Source organism: Synechococcus sp. A18-25c, assembly GCF_014280035.1.
In the GTDB taxonomy this organism is placed as follows: domain Bacteria; phylum Cyanobacteriota; class Cyanobacteriia; order PCC-6307; family Cyanobiaceae; genus Synechococcus_C.
On record NZ_CP047957.1, the window covers coordinates 2,435,681 to 2,453,299 of the forward strand.

The window sequence follows — 17,619 nt, forward strand, 5'->3', positions numbered from 1 at the left end:
ATGCCCTACCGCATCTCCCGCCAGGCCTACGCCGAAACCTATGGACCCACCACCGGCGACCGGGTTCGCCTGGCCGACACCGATCTGATTCTGGAAGTCGAGAAGGACTACACCGTCTACGGCGATGAGGTGAAGTTCGGCGGCGGCAAGGTGATCCGCGACGGCATGGGCCAGTCCCAGACCCCGCGTGCCGAAGGCGCCGTCGATACGGTGATCACCAATGCCCTGATCCTCGACTGGTGGGGCATCGTGAAAGCGGATGTCGGCCTCAAGGACGGCCGCATCGTCGGTATCGGCAAAGCCGGTAACCCCGACACCCAGGAAGGGGTGACGATCGTGGTGGGCCCCGGCACGGAAGCCATCGCCGGCGAAGGACACATCCTCACGGCCGGTGGCATCGACACCCACATCCACTTCATCTGCCCCCAGCAGATCGAAACCGCCCTGGCCAGCGGGGTCACCACCCTGATGGGCGGTGGCACCGGACCGGCCACCGGCACCAATGCCACCACCTGCACGCCCGGCGCCTTCCACATCGGCCGGATGCTCCAAGCCGCCGAAGGCTTGCCAGTGAACCTGGGCTTCTTCGGCAAAGGCAACGCCAGCACCCCAGAAGCCCTGGAAGAGCAGGTGCGCGCAGGCGCCTGCGGCCTGAAGCTGCATGAAGACTGGGGCACTACTCCCGCCACGATCGATGCCTGCCTGTCGGTGGCCGACCGGATGGATGTACAAGTGTGCATCCACACCGACACCTTGAATGAAGCCGGCTTCGTGGAAGACACGATCGCCGCCATCAAAGGACGCACCATTCACACCTTCCACACGGAAGGTGCCGGCGGCGGCCATGCCCCCGACATCATCAAGATCTGCGGCGAGGCCAACGTGCTTCCGAGCAGCACCAACCCAACCCGGCCCTACACCCGCAACACGCTCGAGGAACACCTCGACATGCTGATGGTGTGCCACCACCTCGACCCGAAGATCCCCGAGGACGTGGCCTTCGCCGAATCAAGGATCCGGCGCGAAACGATCGCCGCCGAAGACATCCTTCACGACCTGGGCGCCTTCTCGATCATCGCCAGCGACTCCCAAGCCATGGGCCGCGTGGGCGAGGTGATCACACGCACCTTCCAGACCGCCCACAAGATGAAGGTGCAGCGCGGTGCCCTGCCGGAAGACTCCGCTCGCAACGACAACCACCGGCTGAAGCGCTACATCGCCAAGGTGACGATCAACCCGGCGTTGGCCCACGGCATCAGCAGCGAGGTGGGGTCGATCGAAACCGGCAAGCTCGCCGATCTCGTACTTTGGAAGCCGGGCTTCTTCGGCATTCGCCCGGAACTGGTGGTGAAGGGCGGTTCGATCGTCTGGGCCCAGATGGGCGATGCCAACGCCTCGATTCCCACCCCCGGCCCGGTGCACGGCCGACCGATGTTCGGTGCCTTCGGCAAGGCCCTCGCCCCCAGTTGTCTCACCTTCGTGAGCGCAGCGGCGATGGATGCCGACATCCAACGCCAGCTGGGGCTGGAACGCACCTGCAGGGCGGTAATGGAAACGCGCAGCGTGGGTAAGAGCGGACTCAAGCTGAATTCAGCGCTGCCGGAGGTGAGCGTGGACCCGCAGACCTATGAGGTATTCGCCGACGGTGAATTGCTCACCTGCGAGCCCGCTGAAGTGCTGCCCCTGGCCCAGCGCTATCTGCTGCTTTGAGCCCCACGCTGTTGGTGGTCCAACACGTGGACCACGAAGGGCCTGATTTGATCGGCCGTTTGGCAACCCAACAAGACCTCACCATCCGAATCCTGCGTCCCGACCTGGGTGATGCGCTACCCGCTCCGGGCGACTGCCCTAACTGCCTGGCTTTGGTGCTGGGGGGACCGATGGGCGTGAACGATCGACACAGCCCAGGACTGAACTGGCTCCAAGCAGAACTCGATTGGCTAACTGCCTGGCACCAGGCTGAAAAGCCGGTCATCGGCATCTGCCTGGGGGCACAGCTTCTGGCTGTTGCCGCAGGCGGTTCAGTGGAACCACTGCATGTAGGGGAACCACCTCAGCCCCTAAAAGAAGTCGGGCTTGGGGCGATTCACTGGCTGATCGGAGCCGATACCGAACCGTTGCTGGAGAACCTGGGCACAAGCACCACGGTGCTGCATTGGCACGGCGACCGGATTCATCTCCCAAAGCAGGCGACGCTGCTGGGCTCCTCACTGCACTGTGCAGAACAGGTGTTTCGAGTCGGTCGCCACGCTCTTGGCCTGCAATGCCACCTCGAAGTGAGCACGGCATCACTCCAGCAATGGATCGTGCAAGACGAGGCCTATGTGGTGAGCGCCATGGGCGCGGAAGGCCCTGCGCAGATCATGCGGATGTGGCATCGCGTGGGAGACGACTTGCAAACCCAAGGCTCACGTTTCTTCGAAGCCGCCCTGCGGCAGTTGCTGCCGCTCACGACCGGAAGCAGCGCAGGCAAATAAGGTTTCGCCAAGCAAAAATCAAACGCAAAAGTTTTCTAAAACTGTATCCATCTGAACAACCAAAGAAGAAACCCACAGCGGACAATCATTTAGTAGCAACTGCTACAAAGCGTTCACCACGCAATACGCGTGGCGCAGTACGACTCAGGCCATGGAACGGGGACCTGAGCTTGCTTCGTTGAACAACCATGACCACACTCCTCTATCGCGGAAACACCTACAGCCCCAACCACGGCGCCGCACAAAAGCCCGTGATTCAGCTGACGTACCGCCGCAATGTGTACCAGTCCCGCCAGACCACTCCTCAAAGGGTCCCCGTGGAGTTGATTTATCGCGGCGTTCAGTACACACGCTGAGGAATTCGCAACTCGGTATCAAGAAAAACAACTGAGGCCAGGGCCTTGAGGAGTTAATGGACCCAGCGATGCATTGGGTGCGTGGATCTGATTGCACAACCTCACGACTCCGAGCTGGTGCTGCTTCAACCAGCGAGCATCCACGGAGTGTTCTGGCTCCAATGCCACTTTCCCGAAAGTGAGTGGGATGCTCTGCTGTCAGGGCAGGCCGTGTTCGAAGTGAGTTGCATGAAGCAACTTGCTCAAGATGCTCGCCAAGCCGGCGTCAGCCTGGATTGGGCAACGTCCGTGGCCTCCTGAGAGTCAGCCCGCTATCAGACGGTTTAAGCGTGGCAATTCGGCAAACGAATCGCGCCACTCTTGAGCCCAGAGCTCCTGACTGCGTTCATATACACGCATCAACTCTTCAACAGCAGAATCACGAAAGTCGACGCGCAAATCCAAAAGTGGAAAAGCGGCTTCCCCACTCACTTGAAGCGCAGCAGATGTTGATGTGTCAGAGCGTTGGTCGCCGCCTGCTGCTTCACCTGCCTGAAGAGCCAACATCAATCGACGGCCTAATTTCCACGTCGGGTCGCTGCAGAGGAAAGATTCTTCGATTGCTGCAAGTACTGCATTACTAGCCAAATAATTTCCCGCCACTGAAAGATTCGCGTGATGGCGGTGGCCTGCCCAGCCTCCACAAGACTGGCCAGTCCAACAGGCTGTACGACCAGTGGAATCAATGAGATGAAACTGGCGTTGATCACGGTGAGGGTCATCGGCGAGCAGGCTGCTCAAGACCTCATCGGCATCCGCACTTTGTTCAAGCCGTTCCAGCCCACAGATGCCGAGATAAGGATTGGTGTGTGCTTGCGTAGCCACAGCACCAACCCCCGCACGAATGTGAGGGACGGTGGATCCCACCGCCAAATGGCAAGTTGCCACGGCGACCCCAAACCGGCCGTTGCTTGGATCTCGCGCAACGATCGAAAAGGTCATGTGAGGGCACTGTCAAGCCGCTGAATGGTTTCCAGCAAAACAGCAGTGCCATCCACACACTGGCGGTCAGTGGTGAATTCGGCCGCTGAATGGCTGAGACCATCGCGGCTGGGAACAAAAATCATGCCCATCGGCCAGCGACGGCCAATCTCTTGGGCATCGTGACTGGCACGACTCGGCAGCCCACTCCAGCGGAGGCCGAGATCCGTGGCCACTGACGCAATGGTCGACATCACCATGGCATCAGCTGGGGTCGGCTCCACCTGAAACTGAGGCTCCAAACGAATGGGGCATCCCGTCGCAGTGGAAATCCGCTCGAGCTCCATCTCCAGGTTGGAGACCAATTGATCCAAGACAGCGGGGCTAAGATCCCGAATATCCACCGTCATCGAAACGGAGCCGGGCACCACGTTGGCGGCATTGGGCCAAACCTCCAGCCGACCCACCGTCGCCACAGGATCCCCTGGGTGAAGTTGGGCGATGGACTCGACCGCGAGCACCACTCTGGAGGCTGCAGCCAACGCGTCCTTGCGCAACGTCATCGGCGTCGTACCGGCATGGTTGGGCTGACCCTCCACCTGAATGGAAAACCGACGCTGGCCAACGATGCCTTCAACAACACCGATGGCATCACCGCGATGCTCCAGCACAGCACCCTGCTCAACGTGCAATTCCAGAAATGCTGCAATCGCCTGATCAGCACGACGGGCAGACGCCAAGGACGGCCAGTGCCCCCCGATGCGCTTCAGGTTGACGTCAATCGGCTCACCGTTGCTGGTGGCATAAGCCGTTGGCTCAGCAGAGGCAGTCCCAGCCATGCCCTTGCAACCGACCATCGTTGACTCTTCGTCAGCGAAGGCCACCACTTCAAAGGAATGACGTAATTCAAGGCCTGCATCCATAAGAGCACGAGCTGCCTCAAGGCCGGCCAACACGCCGAGAACGCCATCAAAACGGCCGCCGGTTGGCACCGTATCTAAGTGAGAGCCCGTCATCAGCACGGGCAAAGTGGGATCCTGCCCTTCCAAGCGGCCAATCAGATTGCCAGCCGTATCGACACGAACTTTCAAGCCGGACGCTTTCATCCAGGCCGCCAGCTGATCACGACCCTGCACATCAGTCGCACTGAAGCCGCGCCGACACACACTGCCATCGGCCTGCAGACCGATGGAGGCCATCTGATCAAGCGATTGAATGAGGCGAGCACGGTTGGGGGTTACCGCTGTTTTCCGAACCGTTGCCTCCACTGGAGTGGCTTGTGGACGATTGGAAAGCAGTTGTGGCAATGGTCGTGACCCTTAGTTCAAACCAACGGTCACTTTCGCCTGGGTTTTCGAAACTTCCTGTCGTCAATGCAACTGTTTAACCCTGATCAAAGAATTCAAACGGGCATCAAGACACGCCATCCCAACCGCTCCGCCTCCTCTCGTGCCAAAGCGGGAACATCAGCAGCCACGAACATGCGGTGCAACATCTGCACTCCCAGCAGGTGGTTGATCACAGCGTCCATCTGAACGCGCTCGGAATCCGTGGTCTGCGGGTGGTCATGGCGATCAAAGAGAGCCCGTACGCCGTCTTTGCTCAACAGTCCAGCGGCATCAATCGCTTCATCACTGAGATAGTCATCCGCCAACTGTTTCATCTGCGCCCACTTCTCCGGCTCCGTGTGGGCAGGGGGCGCCATGAAGGCAAACTTCTCACGCTTGTAGAGCACCTCGGGTAGCAGCCCAGCCATCGCTTCCCGCAACACGTATTTCTCCGTTTTGCCTTTGATCCGCAATTCCGGCGGAACCCGCACCGCGGCGGCGGCGAGGTGGTGGTCCAAAAAAGCCGGACGGGCTTCCATCGAATTCGCCATATCGACACGATCACCACCCCAGGTCAAGATCTGACCCTCAAGCATGGTTTTGATCCAGACGTACTGGGCCTTGTCCAAGGCATGGCGACCCTCAAGTTGATCGGGATCGAGCTGATCGGCGATCGCCTGGCCAGGCGAGTACCCCTCGACCGCCTGGCGATGAGAGTCCGCCAGCAATGCCGGCACGAGAGGGGCACAGGCAAGCCAGGGTTGCAGGCAACTCGGTGTGAAACCCACCACATCCTCCAAAGCAGGATCATCCACTTGATCGGCGGCCAACATCGCCCCCTGAACCAGAGCATTCGACTGCTGCAACAGCGACTCCCAGCTGCTGCGTTCCTCCTCCGGCAGATCATCAAGACCGTGCAGGAACATGTCGCGGCGGAACGCGGGGTAGCCACCGAACAACTCGTCGGAGCCTTCACCCGTCATCACCACCTTGTAGTCAACGTTGTTGACGTGGCGACTCATCAGATATTTGGCCACCGCCAGGGTGTTGTAAATCGTGCGCTCCGCATGCCAAAGGGTGCGCTCCATGAATCCATAGAGCTCACGTCCTGACAGGCGCATCACATCCTGCTCCGCTCCCGTGGCTTCCGCCATTTCCTGAGCGATCGGTGATTCGTCATATCGGGCATCATCAAAGCCGATGGTGAAGGCCCGCACTGGGGACTGACTCACTGCAGAAGCCAGACCAAGAATCGAACAACTGTCGATCCCGCCGGAGAGGTAACAACCGACCGGCACATCAGCAACCATGCGCAGTTCGACGGCCTCCAGCAGCGCTGCGCGCACGGCCGCAACATGATCAGCCTCGCTCAGGCTTTGATCGCGCTCATCCTTGCGCGGAAAGTTCAGATCCCAATACGACCACTCGGACACCTCGAGCTGACCCTGGGCACGCTGCACCTTCAGCACGTGCCCAGGCTTCACCTGGTGAACCCCTGCAAAGGCAGTGGTGCCCGGCACCATCGTTTGCATCAGCTGATGGAACAAGCCTTCCGAGGTGAAACGTCGCTCCACCGCAGGATGGGCGAACAACACCTTGAGCTCCGACCCGAACACCAATCCCTCGGATGTCATGGCCCAGTACTGGGGTTTGATCCCAAAACGATCCCGCACTAGATAGAGGCAATCCTCCTCGCGATCAAACAGAGCGAAAGCGAATTCCCCTCGTAGCAAGGGCAAGGTCGCGTTCAAGCCCTGGCGCTGATAGAGCCGCAGCAGAATCTCGGAATCGCTCTTGCTGCTGAAACGAACTCCCTGAGCGGTGAGATCGGCGCGAATGCGCTGAAAGTCATAGAACTCACCGTTGTGGGCCATCAACACCTCACCGTCATCGGTAAGAAACGGCTGCCGCGCTCTTGACTCATTGAGATCAATGATCGACAGCCGGGCATGGCAGAAACCAACCCCTGCCTGATCGAGACACTCCACCCCGAAGCCATCCGGCCCGCGATGGGCTTGGATCGCTGCCATATTGACCAGCAACTGCCGATCGACCGTCTGGTCACGATCAGCGTTAAACACACCTCCGATACCGCACATAACCCTGATTCAGACGACGTCCATGACCCGGTCAGCCCGGTTCACCATGCAGGTGAGGAGAGCCATACGCAGAAACACCGCACCTCGGGCCTGGCTGAAATACCAGTTGTGAGGTGTCTCATCCACGCAGGTGCTCAGTTCGGCTCCCCGAGCCAGCGGATGCAAAACAATGGAGCCGTCTTTGTAGGGGAGATCCTTGGTCAACCGGAACTGCGATCCATGCACCTCAAAACTGTCGCCCACCCAGGCGATGGCATTGATGTAGGTGACATCCAAATGTGGCAATTCCGTGAGTAAGTCTGTGCTGCAACGCAAGTTGAGACCAGCCTCCTGGAGCTCCTCACACTGACCGGCATCAAACAACGTGTCTTCAGGATCCGCCTCAGCGTGATGAATCACCACGACCTCCTCAACGATCTGAGGGAACTTGGCCAGAATCCTGAGTAGCGAACGCACCGTGCGCATCCTGGACGGCACACCGATCACGCCGATCCTGATTCTCTGGTCCGCTGAAACAATGGGCTGGGCCAGGCTCGGACGCCACTTGAAAATCGTGAAGAGATCCGCCATCGCCTGCGTCGGGTGCTCATCCAGGCCATTCCCGGCATTGATGATTGGAATGCGCAGGGTTTGCGACATGGCGTAAACCGCTCCGGGATCGCTGTCCCGCAACACCACGCAGTCGCCGTAGTTGTTGAACATGTGCGCCACATCCTCAAGCGATTCGCCTTTAGCAATCCCCGTGGTGGAGCGATCCGTGATGTTGATGGAGCTGCCACCGAGCCGATGCCAAGCACTGTCGAACGACAACCGAGTGCGCGTGCTGGGCTCATAGAAGGCGTTGATCAAGATCTTGCCCTGCAGCGGCATGTTGTGCGTGATGTAGCGCTCGGGATTGCTCTCGTACTTCGCCGCCAATCGAAACAACTGCAGCAGCGTTTGCGGACGAAACGACTGGATCGAGACCACGTGCTGATCCACGAGGTCGAGCAGGGGTTCCGCCTCCTCCTCAATGCAGGTCAGCAGCGACTGGGGGTGCGTACGGCCGTAGACGTCTGGGCCAAGGGGCGCGAATCGCATGGGCGCCTCCTCAACCTCCAGGGCAACTTGCTTGGTATTCAACATCGAGGCTCCTAGGCGCAATCCCGATGAAACGGAACTTGAGCAGCGCCATCCATGTGATTCAAATCACCCTCTAGCAACAGGGGGCGCCGAAGCCAGTAAATCTGGGAGATCTTTGGAACTGATTCAGAATTCAGTCTTAATAACTACCAAACTCGTCCGTTTCGATACTCAAGCCACCAGATCAGCAGCAAGACCACCACTGACAGCACCAGCGCCAGCTGGCTACCCAGTAACACCAACTCAAACCCCTTCAGGCCAAGCACCACCGAAAACAAGGAAGTGATCATGGGTCCTCCTTCAAGAGTGCGAAATCAAACCGTTCCGGCCAAAGGTGGCTGCCCACCAGCATCACGAGAGCAGAAATGGCAGCTGAGAACACCGCAGCGCAGTAGGGCTCAATCAACACATAAGCGGCCAGGCCCACCAGGCTTCCGCTGAGCATCGCCAAGATGGCAGCGCCACGGCTAGCAGAGCGCCAGTACAAACCACAGGCCACAGGCCAGACGGTGGACGCCACCAAGGACCCCGTGAACAACAACACGGAGGCCAATGAATCGAGCTGAGGCCAAGACAAGGCCAGGGTCACCACAGCCAGTCCCACCACCATCATCCGTGCCGCTTGTTTGAGCTGTGCATCACTGGCCTGGGGCTGCAGCAGGCGGAAATAGACATCTTCTGCCAAAAGATCAGCTGTGGAGGCGAGCAGCGAATCCAAGGTGGAGGTGAGCGAGGCAAACACGACCACAAACACCAGCGCTGCACCACCGGCACCCAGAAGATCAGCGGCCATCACAGGAAACACCATGTTCACCTGCTGCAGAGGCAGATCACGGGCTAGGGCCACAAGGCCAATGGAACCGGTCACCAAGGGAACGCTCATCCAGGCGAGGCCCCCCAGAACGAACGACGTCATCACCACGCTTCGGCGACTGGCAAACACCCGAGACCACCAGATGTTGTTATGAAACACCTCCCCCATCGAGAACAAAGCTGAATTCCAGGCGAGCAGCAGGCCCGCAGGCAGCAGCAGATCCAGACGATCTGGGTGCTGGTTCACCAGAGCTGCATGCACCTCCGGCATCGGCGACTGGCGAAACGCCAGCACAGCCACCACCGCCAACAACACCATGATCAGCAACGACTGAATGAAGTCCGTGCCGATCACCGCACGCATGCCGCCATAGAGGGTGTAAAGGGTCGCGACGCCAATCACAACCACCATGCCGACGTGGTAGTCAAACCCTGAAAGTGCCTGCAACAACAGACCAGCACCCATCGCCTGGGTCATCAGAAAACCCAGGGTGTAGATGGCCGTGATCACCATGAACACCCACCAGGCCAACCGGCCATAGCGCAAGCGAATGAAGTCTCCACTGGTGCGGCCATGGGGCATGAGCTGCTTGATCCGCAGCGCCAATGGCGCAAACAAAATCAATCCCAATCCGGCCAAGCCGTAGCTGAACATGCCCCAGAGGCCCGTTCTGTAGCCAAATTCCGGGGCCAGAAGGGTGGTGTTGCCGGTCACCCAGGAGGCCATCAACGTGGCCGTGCTCAAGGCCAGACCGATGTTGCGGCCGGCCAGCATGTAATCGTCAGCATCACCCTTGCCACGTCGCCCCCAGGCCACACCCAGGGCGACCCAGAGCACAGAAAACAGAACCACCAAAGCCCAGGCGATTCCAGGGGCCAAGAACGGAGTGGTGCCAGCCATCAGTCAGCCCCCCGATCACGCCAATCCAGGTGGCCGCGCACGATCATCACCACAGTTGAACCTGTGACCAGTGCGCCAAGGGCGAAGATCAAGCGCGCCCAGAGCAGTTCATCCAAGACGAGAGATGGTGTTGGCTTCGCCCATCAGATAAGCAAACACCGCACGCGAGACCTAGGACTTCAAGCGATTCCGGTGCTCGGGACTACGCAAAACACCAAGCCCCCACGCATTCCCGAGTCAAATTGCGGAATGTGTAGCAACCACAACCAGACAGGTGACAGGCCGAGGTTTTGGATGCCATTACACCATGGTTTCGGGATGTTCACCGACTACAAACCCTCAGTCGGCTACGACGAATATTTTTGCAGCATTACGGAATCGCCTAGGGACGACCTCGCCCCTCTGCTCACATCTCTTGGCCAGATGGGATTGCAGGAACTGAACCGCAACCATGCCTCTGCGAGCAATCTTCTGCGTCGACTGGGAGCCACCTTCCGGCTGAATGATTCCGGACTCAACGGCAGTGAACGCATCCTTCCCTTCGATCCACTGCCACGATTGATCAGCCGCGGCCAGTGGCAGCGCCTGGAGCAAGGGCTGCTGCAGCGGCTGGAAGCGATTGATTGCTTTCTGGCCGACATCTATGGCCCCCAGACCATCCTCAACGACAAGGTGATTCCCAGGGAAGACGTGGAAAGCTCCTCGGGATGGAGACCACAAATGCAAGGAATCAACCTGCCGCTGAATCGTTGGTGCCATATCTCCGGACTGGATTTAATCCGTGATGGGCAGGGCACCTGGCGCGTTTTGGAAGACAACCTGCGTTGTCCCTCCGGCGTGGCCTACTTCTTGGAGAACCGGCGGGTGATGAAACGGTTGTTCCCCAGTTTGTTTGCGGGACGCACCGTCCAACCGATCGATGATTATCCCTCCCATCTGCTGCGCACGCTGCAGGATCTGGCGCCATGGAGTGATGCACCACGGGTCGTGATCCTGACGCCAGGGGTGTTCAACAGCGCTTATTTCGAACACAGCTACTTGGCGCAACAGATGGGCATTCCCCTGGTGGAAGGCCGGGATCTGATCTGTGTGGACGGCCGCACCTGGATGCAAAGCACCAATGGACGCACTCCTGTGGATGTGATCTACCGGCGCATCGACGATGACTTCCTCGACCCGACCGTGTTTCGCAGCGACTCGATGCTCGGCGTTCCTGGCCTCATCGATGTGCTTCGTCGGGGACGCGTCGCCATTGCCAATGCTCCTGGAACCGGCATCGCGGACGACAAATTGATCTACGCCCACGTGCCGACGATGATCCGCTACTACCTCAGTGAAGAACCGATCATCGAGAACGTTCCCACCTACCTCTGTGCTCGGCCCGACGACCGCGCCTATGTGCTGGAGAACCTTGAACAGCTGGTGGTGAAGTCAGTTGCTGAAGCAGGAGGCTACGGAATGCTGATCGGACCTCAGGCCAGCCGCACGGAGATCGCCGACTTCGACTCCAGGATTCGTGCCAATCCGCGCAACTTCATCGCCCAGCCGACCCTTCAGCTTTCCACTGTTCCTGCCCTCAGTGACGGGGAGCTTTACCCCTGCCATGTGGACCTGAGGCCCTACGTACTCCGAGGCAAAAGCAGCTGGGTTAGCCCCGGCGGCCTGACCAGGGTCGCTCTCAAACGCGGCTCACTCGTGGTGAACTCCTCTCAAGGTGGGGGCTGCAAAGACACCTGGATTGTCGATGAACAACAGGTGAGCGCAACGCAACCGATGGAGGCCGTGCCGTGCTGAGCCGGGTCGCCGACTCCCTCTACTGGATCAACCGCTATCTCGAACGTGCCGAAAATATTTCCCGCTTCCTGGAGGTGAGTGAGGCGATGGCCTTGGATTGCCCGCCGGGGAGCGCTGAGCCCTGGCTACCACTCGTGGATGCGACTGGTGACCGCCACAGCTTCGATCAAAACTATCCGGCTGGACAACCGCGCGATGTGAGCCGCTTCCTGCTCTTGGATCGCGAGAACCCCAACAGCATCGTGAGCTGCATCAGCATGGCTCGCGAAAACGCTCGGCAGATCCGGGACGTGATCACAACAGAGATGTGGGAACAGATCAATGATCTGCACTGGAGCCTTCAAGACGGGGAAGCGATCTGGCAGGAACCCACACAGGAGCGACTGCGCATCATCCGACGTGAATGTCAAATCTTTTACGGCATTACTGACACCACACTCAGCCGTGATCTGAGCTGGCTGTTCAGCCAACTGGGCCGCCTGATCGAACGGGCGGACAAAACCTCACGAATCCTGGATGTGAAGTACTACCTGCTGCTTCCAGCACCGGAAGAGGTGGGCGGGGTGCTCGATGAACTGCAGTGGATCGCTTTGTTGCGAACAGCCGGTGCTTACCAGATGTATCGGCAGAGCATGCAGCAGGCCATCAATCCCGTCTCCGTTGCAGGATTTCTCTTGCTCGATCCCATCTTTCCACGCTCCGTGCGTTACTGCCTGCAGGGGATCAATGACACCCTGAAGCAGATCCAGACCCAGCCCGTTCAGGCAGCACCCGATGACCTCGACTGCCTGCGCGGTCAGCTACTGGCGCGATGGAGCTACGTGCGCATCGACAGCTTGATTGAGGGCGGTCTTCATGAAGCGATCGATGGACTGCAACAGGATCTCAATCGTTTGCACAATCTGATTCAGAGCCGCTATTTCACCAGCACTGAGCTGCATTCCACCCCAACCGAAGTTCTATGCGCGCCCGAATCCTTCACCGCCTGACCTATCAATACGCGGCAGCGGTGAGCCTTGGGGAACACCGCCTCTGCCTCAAACCACGGGCCCAGGGCTTTCAGACCCTGATCGAGCATCAGCTCAGCGTGACACCAGAGCCCCATCAACGGCGAGAACTGCTGGCCGCCAGTGGTGATGAAATTCAGCGACTGATCTTTCTCGGTTGCACCGATCAGCTCTGCTTTGAAGCTTGCAGCCTGGTGGAAACGCGCCCTGCACCAGCTCTGGAAACCTGCTTTAACGGGCTGGAAGTTCCCTTGCCTTACCCGCGCGGCCAACTGAACGTTGACCTTCAAGGAGCACTGGAAAGCTGGCTGCCGAATGGACAACACGAACCTTCGGTGATCGATCTCACCCAAGAAGCACTCATGGGGAGCAACCAACACACGCTGGCATTTCTCAAGCAGCTCATGGCCTTGATTCAGGAGCGGGTCAAATACACCCAACGCCATGTGGGGCCGGCCTGGCCAGCGGGCCGCACCCTGCGAGAACGGATCGGATCCTGCCGTGACCTGGCCATGCTGATGGTGGCTTGTTGTCGCGTGGTGGGCTTGCCGGCCCGATTCGTCAGCGGCTATCAGCTACTGGAACCAGCACCCGATCAGTACGACCTGCACGCCTGGGCCGAGGTCTACCTCCCTGGCGCCGGCTGGCGAGGCTTTGATCCCAGCGCGGGCGGAGAAGTGACACAGCGCTACGTGGTTCTGGCCACATCATCCAAACCCGAACTCACTGCAGCAGTGAGCGGCAGTTTCAGTGGCCCACCTGATACACCCAGTGAACTCAGTTGGTCGATCACTGTCGAAGAAAACGAGCTCAGCGATTGTGCACCGGCCGTCGTTCATGCCGCTTGAAGCAATGGTTCAACACCATGGAGCCGCGGCTTCATCGCCGTGCTGACCGTGGCGGCCATCAGAGCAGGAATGCGAGCGCTGTTGTACACGCGGAATTCACGCAACAAAGACACTCCTGATTCGCGCACGGCTTGATTCAGAACCACTGATCCATCGGGATCAGAAATCGAACGATGGAACGTGCCCGGTGGAATGCGGAGGATGTCTCCACCGCTTTCCAGCCGCACGATATGGAAAGGCTGTTCCCAAGCCAGGTTGACCAAATAAAAGGTGCGGCCTCCGCTAGCGGCAAGGAGATTGTCTTCTTGATGGGGATGCAAGTAAAACTGCCACGCACCGGAATCAGGATCGTTCGGAGGACTCACGGCCGGGCCGGAGTGAATGACCAGATCACGAGCGTTCGATGTATCAACCGTCACATCGAAAAACCGAACTGATGGCGTGTCGCGAAAGCGCTCGTATGACAACAGTTCGAACATCACCGATGGGCCGAAGGACGGCCCGAACTCTCAGACGTTTGTACCGAGCTTTTCGCTTAGAAACGGTGATATCGACGACGGTTCAACCACCCAGATAAGCCATTTCTGCTCGAGGGAGAGAATCAGCCGTGCAATGGCGCTCCTCGCTGTAGCGATCAGATCGTTTCTGCCAGAGAGAACGAATGGCATGCTCCAACTCCTGATCGGACCCCATGGCAGGGGTCAAATCAGTTCCTTGGGCAGCGAACAAACAAGTAAAAGCCTGACCATCGGCCGTAATGCGTAGACGGTTGCAATCACCGCAGAACGGCTCACTGATGGAAGCAACCACACCAACGTCACTCACTTCATCGTGATAACGCCAACGCCGAGCAGTGCCTCCAGGGGTCCGACCCAGTGATCTGAGGGGCCAATGCTCAGCAATGCGCTGCACCATCACCTCAGCCGGCAGCACCTGATCCATTCGCCAGCCATTGCGATTGCCCACATCCATGTATTCGATCAGGCGCAATTCCATCCTCTGACTGCGCGCCAGCTCCGCCAGGGGGATCAACTGATCGTCGTTCACACCCCGTTGAATCACCGCATTGAGCTTGAGGTCACCTGCAGCTGGATCGAACCCAGCAGCTCGTGCAGCGACCAGACCAGCCAGCACTTGCTGCACCAATCCATGTTCAAACCGATCTGCAAACGCTGAAACGCAACTCGAAGCCGCCCAACACGTGACAACCAGTTGTGAGGCAGTAAATTTAAACCAGATTTGTTCTCCCGATGCTTACAACACAACAGCAACTGTTGGAAAGTGCTTATGCAAACCAGACACAAAGAGTTCGTGAAATCTATCCATTGACATACAGTCCAAAAATATTCTCCTTAAGCTTCCAAAACAAGCTCCCACCAGTACAACGCTCCCTAATTCCCAACCACACAAGAGACAATGATGTAACGCTCCAATCGATAGCCCAAGACGTAACATTCACTTATACACCCGAAGAATTTTTTCCAGGTTTCCCAAGGCCAGGTACCATGGAATTTGGGGAAGCCATTGTAAGCCTCGGATTAGACGAAAGCGGTAAAGTACTTTCATTCATCTGCCCTCAAGCCGAGCAAAATTTTACTCAGAATCTTGCTATTGGCTTAGTAGAACTTTCTGGAAAAGTAGAGGCTGAAATAGGCATGATCGGTGGCAGTGTCGATCCCATAACTGGTATTGGTACCGTTTATCTCGATGATGTGCAATTGTTGTTTTGGGGTGAAATCACAATCGATCCACTGTTGGGTCGGACTACCAGTTTTTATCTCGACAAAGACGAAGCCGCATTCATCCCGCTCACCAATCTGCAGGGAGGCAGTGAACTGGTAGTGGACAGCTCAGGTGCTCCCAATGACAATACCTTCGCAAGACTCGAAATTTCGGCATTACAAGGCGTCAATCAAGGAGTTCAAGACGGCTTGTTACAGGAACTAATTATTGAAGGCATTAACCTTGAATTGCCAGGATTCGCAATCAAAGGGACCAGCCTTGAATGGACCGTCAATCTGCAAGATCCCCAGCCTATCTCTGGTGAGGCCTACGCGGAACAAGCTAACGACTTACACATGGGACATTGATTCAATTAATTCAACCGCCCAGATAGGCCATTTCTGCTCGAGGGAGAGAATCAGCCGTGCAATGGCGCTCCTCGCTGTAGCGATCAGATCGTTTCTGCCAGAGAGAACGAATGGCATGCTCCAACTCCTGATCGGACCCCATGGCAGGGGTCAAATCAGTTCCTTGGGCAGCGAACAAACAAGTAAAAGCCTGACCATCGGCCGTAATGCGTAGACGGTTGCAATCACCGCAGAACGGCTCACTGATGGAAGCAACCACACCAACGTCACTCACTTCATCGTGATAACGCCAACGCCGAGAAGTGCCTCCAGGGGTCCGACCCAGTGATCTGAGGGGCCAATGCTCAGCAATGCGCTGCACCATCACCTCAGCCGGCAGCACCTGATCCATTCGCCAGCCATTGCGATTGCCCACATCCATGTATTCGATCAGGCGCAATTCCATCCTCTGACTGCGCGCCAGCTCCGCCAGGGGGATCAACTGATCGTCGTTCACACCCCGTTGAATCACCGCATTGAGCTTGAGGTCACCTGCAGCTGGATCGAACCCAGCAGCTCGTGCAGCGACCAGACCAGCCAGCACTTGCTGCACCAATCCATCACCGGCACTCCGTCCGCCACGCAGTCCGGCCATCGTTGCTGCCACGGCGCCGTCAACAGCATCCAAGCTCACGGTGATGCGATCCAGGCCTGTGTTCTTCAAAGCCCTGGCGCGCCCCTCGGACAGCAACACCCCATTGGTGGTGAGCGCCACGTCACGCAAACCAACCAGAGGATCGCCAGGGGTGCATCTGCCGTCGGCAACCCCGGCCAACAATGGCATCAACCGATCACTAAGCAGGGGTTCACCACCGGTGAGGCGGAGGGTGCGCACACCGAGGCGAGCCGCAACGCGGATCAAACGCAACTGCTGATCCAGCGTCAACGTTCCCGGAGGATCGGCGGAATCCGGACAGCAATAGGGACACGCCAAATTGCAACGGGCGGTCAGTGAGAGCCTCAGCACCCCCAGCGGCCTGGTCCATTGATCAAGCGTCGACACTGGAGATGCGCAAGTCATCCAACCAACGCTGCCAGATCGGTTGGATCATTCACATTGCTGAGCTGCTGCGCAGGCAGTTGCAGGCTGTCGTAATCAATCCGCTGCAGCCAGCCAAGCCATCGCGCCTGTCCATCACACAATTCAGCATCCAGCGCCGCGCGATTGATGGCACTACACGGGTAGATGCCCAGCAAAGGCTGAAGACGTTGACCATCGTCGGCCACCAGCGCTCGCGATTCATTCCGACGCCAAGCGTCCAAAAGCGCTTGCAACGCCTCAATCTGCAACGCAGGCATGTCCACCGGCGAGGTCAGCAGAGCCTGGGTCTCATCGGCATTCAGCAGGCAACTGAGCGCACGAAGAGGCCCGGCGGGGCTCCATGGTTCGGCATGCACCGTGACCCCGAGCCAACCGGACAGACAGCGTCGATGGTTGGCATGAGCACTCATGACACACACCTCAAGCCCGAGGGAACGCAACAGCCGCACCTGCCGCTCCAACCAGGTGGATCCGTCCGCAGTGGTGATCAATGCTTTGTCGGTTCCCATCCGACGACTAGCACCGCCGGCAAACACCACTGCTCTGAGCGATCGCGAGCTCACAGGACCCTCAGAACGCCAGCTAATTAAAGACCGGCCGATACACGTAACAACCGCTACCAATCAATGCGTAGCAATGCTGAACTTTCAGCCCCCAGACCCCCGAGTGGGGGATTTCGGTAGCCAATGCAACGAATCACGTGCCCACCGAATGGTGCAATTATCCGGCGGTCTGCATGAGCG

The 17,619-nt window shown here is 58.4% G+C and carries 17 protein-coding genes and 1 pseudogene; 8 read left to right on the plus strand and 10 right to left on the minus strand.

Translation table 11 applies throughout. The features are described 5' to 3' along the window. The 4 genes from ureC to SynA1825c_RS13140 all read left to right on the plus strand — a co-directional run bounded on the left by ureC (position 1) and on the right by SynA1825c_RS13140 (position 3,133). Positions 1–1,710, plus strand: coding sequence for an urease subunit alpha (gene ureC, locus SynA1825c_RS13125; RefSeq protein ID WP_186469688.1), 1,710 nt, complete (start codon positions 1–3; stop codon positions 1,708–1,710). After that, entirely contained in the window at positions 1,707–2,477 is a 771-nt protein-coding gene (locus tag SynA1825c_RS13130) for a type 1 glutamine amidotransferase (protein ID WP_186469689.1), read from the plus strand. The genes ureC and SynA1825c_RS13130 overlap by 4 nt, the downstream gene beginning before the upstream one ends. A gap of 188 nt (positions 2,478–2,665) precedes the next feature. Further along, positions 2,666–2,833, plus strand: coding sequence for a DUF4278 domain-containing protein (locus tag SynA1825c_RS13135; RefSeq protein ID WP_186469690.1), 168 nt, complete (start codon positions 2,666–2,668; stop codon positions 2,831–2,833). An 81-nt stretch (positions 2,834–2,914) separates the two neighbouring features. Next, positions 2,915–3,133, plus strand: a complete 219-nt coding sequence (locus SynA1825c_RS13140) for a hypothetical protein (RefSeq protein WP_186469691.1) — start codon at positions 2,915–2,917, stop codon at positions 3,131–3,133. 3 nt (positions 3,134–3,136) lie between these two features. On the opposite strand, the gene SynA1825c_RS13145 is transcribed toward SynA1825c_RS13140, so the two are convergent. From SynA1825c_RS13145 to SynA1825c_RS13170, 6 genes are all read right to left on the minus strand, one after another. After that, complete coding sequence (locus tag SynA1825c_RS13145; RefSeq protein WP_186469692.1) at positions 3,137–3,814, minus strand: DUF1028 domain-containing protein; 678 nt, start codon at positions 3,812–3,814, stop codon at positions 3,137–3,139. Further along, positions 3,811–5,100, minus strand: coding sequence for a Zn-dependent hydrolase (locus SynA1825c_RS13150; RefSeq protein ID WP_370523165.1), 1,290 nt, complete (start codon positions 5,098–5,100; stop codon positions 3,811–3,813). The genes SynA1825c_RS13145 and SynA1825c_RS13150 overlap by 4 nt, the downstream gene beginning before the upstream one ends. Before the next feature lie 95 nt (positions 5,101–5,195). Then, a complete protein-coding gene (gene asnB, locus SynA1825c_RS13155; protein ID WP_186469694.1) occupies positions 5,196–7,220 on the minus strand; it encodes an asparagine synthase (glutamine-hydrolyzing) in 2,025 nt (674 codons plus the stop codon). Between the two features lie 9 nt (positions 7,221–7,229). After that, positions 7,230–8,300, minus strand: a complete 1,071-nt coding sequence (locus SynA1825c_RS13160; protein WP_222930016.1) for an aspartate carbamoyltransferase — start codon at positions 8,298–8,300, stop codon at positions 7,230–7,232. Positions 8,301–8,488: 188 nt separating this feature from the next. Continuing rightward, positions 8,489–8,632, minus strand: a complete 144-nt coding sequence (locus SynA1825c_RS13165; RefSeq protein WP_186469696.1) for a hypothetical protein — start codon at positions 8,630–8,632, stop codon at positions 8,489–8,491. Further along, positions 8,629–10,056 carry a sodium:solute symporter family protein gene (locus SynA1825c_RS13170; RefSeq protein WP_186469697.1) on the minus strand — a complete coding sequence of 476 codons (1,428 nt, stop codon included), beginning with the start codon at positions 10,054–10,056 and terminating at the stop codon, positions 8,629–8,631. Before SynA1825c_RS13170 ends, SynA1825c_RS13165 begins: the two co-directional genes overlap by 4 nt. Before the next feature lie 318 nt (positions 10,057–10,374). On the opposite strand from SynA1825c_RS13170, the gene SynA1825c_RS13175 reads away from it, so the two are divergent. The 3 genes from SynA1825c_RS13175 to SynA1825c_RS13185 are packed head-to-tail and all read left to right on the plus strand — an operon-like array spanning position 10,375 to position 13,705. Then, on the plus strand, positions 10,375–11,850 hold the full coding sequence (locus SynA1825c_RS13175; protein ID WP_186471231.1) for a circularly permuted type 2 ATP-grasp protein: 1,476 nt from the start codon (positions 10,375–10,377) through the stop codon (positions 11,848–11,850). Further along, positions 11,844–12,839, plus strand: a complete 996-nt coding sequence (locus tag SynA1825c_RS13180; RefSeq protein WP_186469698.1) for an alpha-E domain-containing protein — start codon at positions 11,844–11,846, stop codon at positions 12,837–12,839. Before SynA1825c_RS13175 ends, SynA1825c_RS13180 begins: the two co-directional genes overlap by 7 nt. Further along, the gene (locus tag SynA1825c_RS13185) at positions 12,812–13,705 is read left to right on the plus strand and encodes a transglutaminase family protein (RefSeq protein ID WP_186469699.1); all 894 of its coding nucleotides are present in this window, start codon (positions 12,812–12,814) and stop codon (positions 13,703–13,705) included. The genes SynA1825c_RS13180 and SynA1825c_RS13185 overlap by 28 nt, the downstream gene beginning before the upstream one ends. Here the strand turns inward: SynA1825c_RS13185 and SynA1825c_RS13190 are convergent. Both SynA1825c_RS13190 and SynA1825c_RS13195 read right to left on the minus strand, forming a co-directional pair. Continuing rightward, positions 13,693–14,184 (minus strand): redox protein, encoded by a 492-nt coding sequence (locus tag SynA1825c_RS13190; protein ID WP_186469700.1) that lies wholly within the window; start codon positions 14,182–14,184, stop codon positions 13,693–13,695. The genes SynA1825c_RS13185 and SynA1825c_RS13190 overlap by 13 nt on opposite strands. An 82-nt stretch (positions 14,185–14,266) precedes the next feature. Further along, positions 14,267–14,851, minus strand: a pseudogene (locus tag SynA1825c_RS13195) (cyclic pyranopterin phosphate synthase MoaA); the annotation flags it as partial. 104 nt (positions 14,852–14,955) lie between these two features. Between SynA1825c_RS13195 and SynA1825c_RS13200 the strand changes: the two are divergent. Then, on the plus strand, positions 14,956–15,795 hold the full coding sequence (locus SynA1825c_RS13200; RefSeq protein WP_186469701.1) for a hypothetical protein: 840 nt from the start codon (positions 14,956–14,958) through the stop codon (positions 15,793–15,795). A 10-nt stretch (positions 15,796–15,805) separates the two neighbouring features. Here the strand turns inward: SynA1825c_RS13200 and SynA1825c_RS13205 are convergent, their stop codons facing one another. Beyond that, positions 15,806–16,855: a GTP 3',8-cyclase MoaA gene (locus SynA1825c_RS13205; protein WP_186469702.1), complete on the minus strand. Its 1,050-nt coding sequence runs from the start codon at positions 16,853–16,855 to the stop codon at positions 15,806–15,808. Beyond that, on the minus strand, positions 16,852–17,439 hold the full coding sequence (locus SynA1825c_RS13210) for a molybdenum cofactor guanylyltransferase (protein WP_255476986.1): 588 nt from the start codon (positions 17,437–17,439) through the stop codon (positions 16,852–16,854). The genes SynA1825c_RS13205 and SynA1825c_RS13210 overlap by 4 nt, the downstream gene beginning before the upstream one ends. Positions 17,440–17,619 lie beyond the last annotated feature (180 nt).